Annotated in this window: 9 protein-coding genes; 8 read left to right on the plus strand and 1 reads right to left on the minus strand. The window is 70.2% G+C overall.

Annotation, left to right across the window (positions count from 1 at the left end; translation table 11 throughout):
* On the minus strand, positions 1 to 456 hold the full coding sequence (locus VGI12_08500; GenBank protein HEY2432702.1) for a hypothetical protein: 456 nt from the start codon (positions 454 to 456) through the stop codon (positions 1 to 3).
* A gap of 133 nt (positions 457 to 589) precedes the next feature.
* Between VGI12_08500 and argC the strand changes: the two genes are divergently transcribed.
* From argC to VGI12_08540, 8 genes are all read left to right on the plus strand, one after another.
* On the plus strand, positions 590 to 1,561 hold the full coding sequence (gene argC, locus VGI12_08505) for an N-acetyl-gamma-glutamyl-phosphate reductase (protein ID HEY2432703.1): 972 nt from the start codon (positions 590 to 592) through the stop codon (positions 1,559 to 1,561).
* Positions 1,558 to 2,397 carry an acetylglutamate kinase gene (gene argB, locus VGI12_08510; GenBank protein HEY2432704.1) on the plus strand — a complete coding sequence of 280 codons (840 nt, stop codon included), beginning with the start codon at positions 1,558 to 1,560 and terminating at the stop codon, positions 2,395 to 2,397. The genes argC and argB overlap by 4 nt, the downstream gene beginning before the upstream one ends.
* Before the next feature lie 2 nt (positions 2,398 to 2,399).
* A complete protein-coding gene (locus VGI12_08515) occupies positions 2,400 to 3,611 on the plus strand; it encodes an acetylornithine/succinylornithine family transaminase (GenBank protein ID HEY2432705.1) in 1,212 nt (403 codons plus the stop codon).
* Positions 3,608 to 4,192 carry a GNAT family N-acetyltransferase gene (locus VGI12_08520; GenBank protein HEY2432706.1) on the plus strand — a complete coding sequence of 195 codons (585 nt, stop codon included), beginning with the start codon at positions 3,608 to 3,610 and terminating at the stop codon, positions 4,190 to 4,192. The genes VGI12_08515 and VGI12_08520 overlap by 4 nt, the downstream gene beginning before the upstream one ends.
* Positions 4,189 to 5,409, plus strand: coding sequence for a bifunctional glutamate N-acetyltransferase/amino-acid acetyltransferase ArgJ (gene argJ, locus VGI12_08525; protein HEY2432707.1), 1,221 nt, complete (start codon positions 4,189 to 4,191; stop codon positions 5,407 to 5,409). The genes VGI12_08520 and argJ overlap by 4 nt, the downstream gene beginning before the upstream one ends.
* Positions 5,406 to 6,365 (plus strand): ornithine carbamoyltransferase, encoded by a 960-nt coding sequence (gene argF, locus VGI12_08530; protein ID HEY2432708.1) that lies wholly within the window; start codon positions 5,406 to 5,408, stop codon positions 6,363 to 6,365. The genes argJ and argF overlap by 4 nt, the downstream gene beginning before the upstream one ends.
* A 19-nt stretch (positions 6,366 to 6,384) precedes the next feature.
* A complete protein-coding gene (locus VGI12_08535; GenBank protein HEY2432709.1) occupies positions 6,385 to 6,903 on the plus strand; it encodes a hypothetical protein in 519 nt (172 codons plus the stop codon).
* A gap of 75 nt (positions 6,904 to 6,978) precedes the next feature.
* Positions 6,979 to 8,965: hypothetical protein (locus VGI12_08540; protein ID HEY2432710.1), on the plus strand; the 1,987-nt coding region annotated here is incomplete at its 3' end.

Here is an 8,965-nt window from a genome sequence, read left to right on the forward strand (position 1 = left end):
CTATCCTTTCACCCAGGCTTCGAGGCGCACGGTGAACGAGTGGGCCTCGCGATCGCTGCGGCAGATCACCAGGATCGTGTTTTCCCCACCGATCGTCCCGACCACTTCAGGCAGCGCCGCGCGGTCGATCGCCTCGGCGAGCGGATGGGCCTGCGCCGATTCGGTGCGCAGCACCACGAGCTGGTTGACCACGTCGAACCGCCTCAACGAGCCCGCCACCGTGCGCCGCAGCGCCGCCGTGTGGTCGACCGGCACGGCGGATTCCCCAGGCGCTTGACGCCGATAAGCACCGTCGCTGCTTCGCTTTACGAGGCCGAGGTCGCGGATGTCGCGTGACAGCGTCGCCTGCGTGACATCGATGCCTCGTGCCTGCAGGCGCTCGCGGAGCTGTTCCTGGCTGGTAATGGCCTCCTGATCGACGAGCTCGACCACAAGAGACTGCCTATATGCCTTCATAAGTATTCAGCCGAGATCGGTGATTATACACATGATGCATAAGCTAAAGCTATTATTTTGTTGTTGACGACCGTCTTGACGATCCGTATATTCAATCTTTTCGATGAATAGTTATTCTCAAATCAGGGTGGGTGTGGCCGGGGCCACGGGCTATTCCGGGGTCGAGCTGCTCCGGCTGCTCTCGCGGCATCCTGCGGCCGAGCTGGTCGCGGCGATGGGGTCTGCCGGCGCTGAGCCGCGCCGCGTGCCTGCCTTGCGCCACGTGTGGGATTCGCCGGTTACCGGCCTCGACGTCGACGCGCTCGCAGCGTCGACCGATGCCGTGTTCCTCGCGCTGCCGGATCACGCCGCGGCCGAGATCGCGCCGACGCTCGTCGAGCGCGGCAAGCGCGTCTTCGATCTGTCTGGCGCGTTTCGCCTGCGCGACGCCGCATTGCGGAAGCGCTGGTACCCGAGCACGCCGGACTCGCCGCGACCGGTCGTCTATGGCCTGACCGAGCACAATCGCAGCCGCCTGCGCGACTCGACACTCGTCGCCTGCGCCGGCTGCTACCCGACCGCGGCGATCCTGTCGCTCAAGCCGCTCGTCGAAGCCGGCCTGATCGAGACGGCCGCGCCGATCATCATCGATGCGAAGTCGGGCGTGTCGGGCGCCGGCAAGACGCCGAGCGAGCGCACCCACTTCAGCGAGTGCCACGGATCGCTCTCCGCTTACGGCGTGTTCGAGCACCGCCACGCCGTCGAGATCGAGCAGGAGCTCGGCACGGAGGTGACGTTCGTGCCCCACCTGCTGCCGATCGATCGCGGCATCCTCGAAACCATTTACGCGGTGCTGACGCCCGATGCCGGCGAGGCGGACATCGCCACGGCGCTGCACGCCGCCTACGACGCGGCGCCGTTCGTGCGGCTCACCGGGCGCGATCTGCCGGAGATCAAGCACGTCGCGCACACCAACTTCTGCGACATCGGCTGGCGCGTCCACCCGACGCGGCGGCAGGTCGTGCTCGTCGCCTGCCTCGACAACCTGGTCAAGGGAGCCGCCGGCCAGGCCGTGCAGAACTTCAACGTCGCCTTCGGCTTCGACGAGGGGCTGGGTCTCCAGTGAGCGAGCCTCGTACAGCGCATCGCCTGAGCGCCACGCTCTTGAAGCTCGGCGGAGAGCTGCTGGAGGACGCGGGCGCCATGCGGACGGCGGCCACCGGCGTCGCGGCGCTGCAGGCCTCGGGCCCGGTCGCGGTCGTGCACGGCGGCGGCCGCGCCATCGACGCCGACCTGAAGGCGCGCGGCAAGACGCCGCGGTTCGTCGACGGGCTGCGCATGACCGATGCCGACACGCTCGACACCGTCGTCTCGGTGCTGGCCGGACGCATCAACACCGCGTTCGTGGCCGCGCTCAACGCCGCCGGCGTGAAAGCCGTCGGCCTGACCGGCGCCGACGCCGCCATCGGCCTCTCGACCATCGCGCCGCCGCTGCAGACGACGAGCGGCGCAACGGCCGATCTTGGATTGGTCGGCGTGCCGTCGGCCGGAGCGCCGTCGCAGCTGCTGAGCGATCTGCTCGGGCTCGGCTACGTGCCGGTGGTGTCGAGCGTCGGCATGACCGAGGACGGCGCGCTGCTGAACGTCAACGCCGACGTACTGGCCGCGCACCTCGCGCGCGCGATCGGAGCGGCGCGGCTGATCATCGCCGGCAAGACGGCGGGCGTATTCGACGCCGACGGACGCACCTGCGGCCGCCTCGACGAGGAGGCGGCCCGCGCCATGGTCGCGGCCGGCACCGCGCGCGACGGCATGGTCGCCAAGCTCGGCGCCTGCCTCGAGGCCATGGCCGGCGGGGTCGAAGACGTCCGCATCGTGGACGGACGGGCCGGCGAGTACGAACAGGCCCCAGGCACTCTCCTTCGCTCGGGCTCCGCTCGAGCCACCGCGGCAGAACACTGACTATGATCACGACACATCCCGCCGATCCCATCGCCCTCGACGAGCAGCACGTGCTGCAGGTCTACAAGCGCGCCCCCGTGGTGTTCGAGAGCGGCAGCGGCTGCACGCTCGTGACGCGCGAGGGCGAACGCTATCTCGATCTCATCTCCGGAGTCGGCGTCGCGTCGCTCGGACACGCCCATCCGGCGTTGGCGCGCGCGATCGCCGACCAGGCGTCGCGGCTGCTGCATACGTCGAACCTGTTCCACCATTCGCTGCAGGCGGAGCTGGCCTCGCGGCTGTCGGCGTTGTCGGGACTCCCCCGCGCGTTCTTCTGCAACAGCGGCGCGGAAGCGGTCGAGGCCTGCCTCAAGTTCGCCCGCCGGTTCTGGTACTCGCAGGGAACGCCGCGCGCCGGCTTCGTCGCCCTGACGCATTCGTTCCATGGGCGGACGCTGGGCGCGGTGTCGGTCACCTGGGACCCGCACTATCGGGATCCGTTTCAGCCGCTGGTGCCGGAGGTCACGTTCGTCGATCCGAAAGACCCGGCGGCCATCACGGCCGCGATCACCACCGACACGGCCGCTGTGATCGTCGAGCCGATCCAGGGCGAAGGGGGCGTGCGGCCGATTCCCCAGGCTGCCGCCGACGCCATCATCGCGGCCTGCCGACGCACCGGGGCGCTGCTCATCGCCGACGAAGTCCAGTGCGGCCTCGGCCGCACCGGCCGTCCGTTCTACTCGAGCGCGCTCGGCATCACGCCGGATCTGATGGCGCTCGGCAAGGCGCTCGGCGCCGGCGTACCGATCGGCGCGGCGATGTTCTCGGACCGCGTTGCGGCGGCGGCCAAGCCCGGCGACCACGGCAGCACCTACGGCGGCAACCTGCTCGCCTGTCGCGCCGCGCTGACCTTTCTCGACGCGCTCGAGAACGGCCTGCTCGATCACGTCGCCCGCGCCGGCGCCCATCTCGAGCAGGGGCTGCGGGCGATCGCCGAGCGTCAGCCGGCGATCCGCGACGTCCGCGGCGCCGGACTCATGTGGGGCCTCGACGTCGACCGACCGGCCGCCGCCATCGTCGACGCCGCTCGCGAGCGCCGGCTGCTGATCAACCGGACGTCGGACACGGTGCTCCGTCTGTTGCCGCCCTACGTCATCACCGAGCAGGAGATCGACGAAGCCCTGCCGCGGCTCGAAGCGGCGATCGCCGCCGTGGTGGAGGGATCCAGACAGTGACCGAGCAAATCGTCACGGCCCCGATTCAGTTGCGCGGCGGAGTGCCCGAAGACGCCGTCGCGATTCACCGGCTCATCACCGCCAATCTGAGCGTCGGGCACCTCCTGCCGCGCACCTTCGACGACGTCGAGTCGCACGTGCAGCGGTTCGTGGTGGCGGTGCTCGACGGCGCGGTCGTCGGCTGCGGCGAGCTGGCCCCGCTCAGCGCCGAGGTCGCCGAGGTCCGTTCGCTGGTGGTGGACGCGTCGCACCGCGGCCAGCGGTCCGGCGTGACCCTGGTGAACGCCCTGGCGGAGCGGGCCCGCGAGCTGGGCTATCTCACCCTCTGCGCCTTCACGCACCAGCCGGCGCACTTCATCCGCCTGGGCTTTTCGATCGTGCCGCACGTCTGGGTGCCGGAGAAGATCGCCCACGACTGTGTCGCCTGCGGCCTGTTCCGCCGCTGCGGGCAATACGCGGTCTCGCTCCCGCTGCGCGCCGGGTCGGGCCTGCGCCTCGAGGCTACTGCGCCGCCGTCGCGCGCGGTGGCCGCGCCGCGCGCCAGCGTCGAACGGCTTCGCCTCGTCCCGATCCCGGCATGACGCTGCTGGACATCGCGGGCAGTGTGTCGGCGCCGGCCGGCTTTCGCGCCGCCGGTATCGCATGCGGCATCAAGAAGAACGGCAATCCCGATCTCGCGCTGATCGTGTCGGACCGTCCGGCAGCCGCGGCGGCGGTCTTCACGACCAACAAGGCGCAGGCGGCGCCGGTGCTCGTGTCGAAGGCCCGGCTCGCCACGTCCCACGGCCGGGCCCGCGTCGTCGCGATCAACAGCGGCTGTGCCAACGCCTGCACCGGTCCCGACGGCCTTGCCACCGCTCACGCCATGGCGGACGCCGCCGCCCGCGCCGTCGGCGTCGATCCTGGCGAGGCGCTCGTCGCCTCGACGGGCGTCATCGGCGTCGCGATCGATCGCGGCACCGTCACGAAAGGGATTGCGGCGGCCGCGGCGGCGCTCTCCGAGACCGGCGGTCCCGCTGCCGCGCGCGCGATCATGACGACCGATCCCTTTCCGAAGGAGTCGGCAGTCGAGGCGACGTCGGCGGCGGGGACGTTCCGCGTCGGCGGAATTGCCAAGGGCTCCGGCATGATCGAGCCGCTGATGGCCGCTCCTCAGGCGACGATGCTCGGCGTCGTCACGACCGATGCCGAGGTGTCGGCGCCGCTCCTGCAGCGCGCGCTCGCGGCGGTGACCGATGTCACGTTCAACGCGATCACCGTCGACGGGGAGTGCTCGACCAACGATTGCGTGTTCGCGCTCGCCAACGGCGCGAGCGGCGTCACGATCGGCGACGCGGAGCTCGAGCTGTTCATCGCGGCGATGCGCCGCGTCTGCGAGCAGCTGGCAATCGGGATCGTTCGCGGCGGCGAAGGAGCAACCAAGCTGGTCACGATCGACGTCGCCGGCGCGCGCACCGACGCGGAGGCGAAGCAGGCCGCGCGCGCCATCGGCAATTCGCCGCTGGTCAAGACGGCCGTGCACGGCGCCGATCCGAACTGGGGCCGCCTCGTCGCGGTCGCCGGGCGTGCCGGCGTCGACTTCTCGCTCGAGCGGGCTCGCATACAGATCGGCGACGTCATCCTCTTTGCCGACGGGAGGCCGTTCGACGAGCGGGCGCCGGAGGCGTCGGTGCACCTGCAAGGAACGAACGTGTCGCTGTTCGTCGACCTCGGCACCGGCGGCACCGGCCGCGCGCGGATGTGGACGTGCGACCTGAGCGCCGAGTACGTGAAGATCAACGCGGAGTACAGAACATGAGCGGACCCCGTCGGGCGGCCACGCCGGCCTGGCAGCCCTCGCAGTTCCTGTCGGTGCTCGACCTGACGCCGACCGAGCTCGAGACGTGCCTCGAGCTCGCCGCGTCGATGAAGGTGGCGCGCGCCACCGGCACGCAGCACGCCGCGCCGCTCGCCGGCCGGCACATCGCGCTGCTCTTCGACAAGCCGTCGCTGCGCACCCGTTCCACGTTCGTGATCGCGGTCCGCGAGCTCGGCGGCGACGTCATCGAGCCGGCCGGGGACGTCGCGCTCGGCGGACGCGAAACGATCGAGGACGTCGCGCGCAACCTCGAGCGCTGGGTCTACGGAGTGGTCATCCGTACATTCGGGCACGATCGCCTGCGCCGTTTCGCCGCCGCCGCGCCGGCGCTGCGTGTCGTCAACGCGCTGACCGACGAGGAGCATCCCTGCCAGGCGCTGGCCGACTGCCAGACGATGATCGAGCGCTGGGGAACGCTGCGGGGAAAGACGATCGCGTTTGTCGGCGACGGCAACAACGTCGCCGCGTCGCTGGCGCATGCGGTGTCGATGCTCGGCGGCACCGTCGTGGCCGCGTCGCCGGCCGGATTCGAGCTGCCCGAACGGGTGCGGCAGCAGGTCGCCGCCGTTGCCCGCTTCGGCGGCGGCGTCCGCGTCACCCACGACGCGATTGACGCGGTCTCGCGCGCCCATGCCGTCTACACCGACGTGTGGACGTCGATGGGCCAGGAGCGCGAGGCCGTGGCGCGCCGCGACACCTTCCAGCCGTATCAGGTGAACGCCGGGCTGATGGCGCACGCGCCGAAGGGCGCGATCTTCATGCACTGCCTGCCGGCGCACCGCGGCGACGAAGTCACCGACGACGTGATGGATTCGGACGCGTCGGTCGTGTTCGACCAGTCGGAGAACCGACTGCACGTGCAGAAGGCGCTGCTGGCGCTGCTCGCCTCCGGCTGACGACTCTCGGCTCTCGACGATGTTCGACGCCCACGCGCTGTACGACGCCATGGACAGGCGACGGGCCGAGCGCGGCCTCAGCTGGCGGCAGGTTGCCGATCAGATCTGGGAGCTGTCGGCCGACTTGAACCGCCGGCGCCCTGCCGATCATCCCATCAGCCCGTCGACGATCACCGGCATCGCCACTCGCCGCGAGACGAGCTGCCAGCACGCGTTGTTCTTCGTGCGTTGGCTCGGACGAACGCCGGAGAGCTTTCTCAGGCCGGCGCCCGCCGACACGAGCGCCCTGCGACTGCCGCCGGCGGGCCCCGGCGAGCGGCTTCGCTGGAATCTTCCGGCGCTCTACGACGCGGTCAACGCGCGACGGCAGGAGCAGCAGCAGACGTGGGCGCAGCTGGCGCGCGAGTTACGCTGCACGAAGAATCAGTTGACCGGTATCAGGACGGCGAAGTTCGCGATCGGGATGACGCTGGCCATGCGCATCGTCGTCTGGCTCGAACAGCCGGCGGCGCGGTTCGTCTACGCTGCCCGCTGGTGACGACCGCGGCGCGCGCCACCCCGGCGGCGTCTGAGCCTGGGCCGCACGTGAGGTGCGGTCTATACTGACCGCCACGTGACGCTCCGCAAGCCGCATCCGGTCGCGCTCGCGACGCTCGTCTACGTCTTCATCACGCTCGCCTACTCCTGGCCGCTGCCGCTCCACCTCCTGCACGGAGTGGCGCACGATCCCGGCGATCCGCTGCTCAACGCGTGGATCCTGTGGTGGTCTACGAAAGCCGTGCCGCTTACGGCTGCCTGGTGGAATGCGCCGATCTTCTACCCATCGCCTGGCACCTTCGCGTTCTCGGAGCATCTGCTCGGCGAGGCGCCGATTGCCTGGCCGATCATCGCCGCAACCGGCAACGCTCTGCTCGGCTACAACCTCACGCTGCTCGCCAGCTACGTTCTGTCGGCTCTCGGTGCGTACTTCCTCGGCTTCACGCTGACCAGGCGCCACGACGCCGCCTTCGCCGCCGGAATCGCCTTCGCATTTGCGCCCTATCGCGTGGCGCAGCTGCCGCACGTCCAAGTGCTCTGGTCGTGCTGGACGCCGGTGTGCCTCGCGGCGCTGCATCGCTACGATCGCGAAGGGCGCCCTACCTGGGCAGCGACGGCCGCCGCCGCGTGGCTGATGCAGGCGCTGGCGTGCGGCTACTACCTGCTGTTCCTTACTGTGCTGCTGGCCGGATGGTTCGCGTGGTTTGCGCTCGGGCGCTGGCCGCTGCGGAAGGTCGCGGTCGTCGCCGCGTGCTGGATCGTTCCGGTGGCCGTGGTCGCTCCCATCCTGCTCGGCTATCAGCGAATCCTCGTCGATACCTACGGCTTCTCGCGCGGCCTGGCCGAGATTCAAACCTACAGCGCGGACGTGGGAGGCCTGCTCGATGCCGCCGAGGGCCTGCGATTCTGGGGATGGCTGCGCGTCGTCGACCGCCCGGAAGGCGAGTTGTTTCCGGGCCTGACGATTGCCGCGCTCGCGCTCTTCGCCGTCGTGGCGGCCAGGCCGTTTTCGACCGCCGTCGAGCCCACGCGCACGCGGTGGTGGCTGCGCCGGCTGTCCGCGGCGCTGTTCGTCGTCTTCGCAATTGCCGCGACGCTCGCGGTCTATTACCAGTCGTTGAAACTGACCATCGGCGGCGTCCGCCTGCTGTCGATCGGGCGCCCCGACAAACCGGTGACGCTTGCGCTGTTCGCGGCGCTGGCCTGGCTCGCCCTGATGCCGCGCGTGGTGATGGCGGCGAGGAACCGGAGCCCGCAGCTGTTCTACTCGCTCGCCGCGCTTGGGACGTGGGTGCTGGCGCTCGGACCCGACCCGATGTTCTTCTCGCACCACGCCATGTATCAGGCGCCGTACGGGTGGCTGATGCGGCTGCCTGGCTTCGACGGACTGCGCGTGCCGGCGCGCTTCTGGATGATGACGCTGGCGTGTCTCGGAGTGCTCGCCGCGCTCGCCATCAATCGCTTCCGGGGGCGCTCGCGGCGGACCCTCGCCGCCGTGGCGGCCGCCGGGCTCCTCCTCGACGGGTGGCCGCGCGCCATACCGGTCTTTCCAGAACCCGAACGCCGGCCGGCCGCATCCGGCGTGACCGCTCGCCTCGATCTTCCGTCGACTGACGACGTCGACGCGGCGGCGCTTTTTCAGCAGACGCTCGAGAACGTCCCGCTCTTCAACGGGTTCAGCGGCTACGCGGCGCCGCAGATTTACCCGATGCGTGTCCTCCTCGCCGACCACGATCAGCGCATCCTCCAGGCGATGACGGCGCACGGACCGCTGGCCGTGATCGTCGATGGCGCGTCCGACGAAGACGGCGGGTGGCGGAAATTCGTCGGCGCGTTTCCGGGAGCAACACTGCAGCAGACCGGCGCCGGCTGGACGAGCTATCGTCTGCCAGCCAGCACGGCGGGCGACTTGCTTCCCGACCGCCGGGGCGAGGCGATTGCGATCAAATCGCTCGACGCCTTTCCCAGTCCGCCCCACACGCCGCGGGCGCTCGATGGCAACCTGCGAACCCGGTGGTCGGGCGGCGTCCAGCAGAGCGCGGCCGACTTCACCATCGAGCTGA

Source organism: Vicinamibacterales bacterium, from assembly GCA_036496585.1.
Taxonomy (GTDB): Bacteria; Acidobacteriota; Vicinamibacteria; order Vicinamibacterales; family 2-12-FULL-66-21; genus JAICSD01.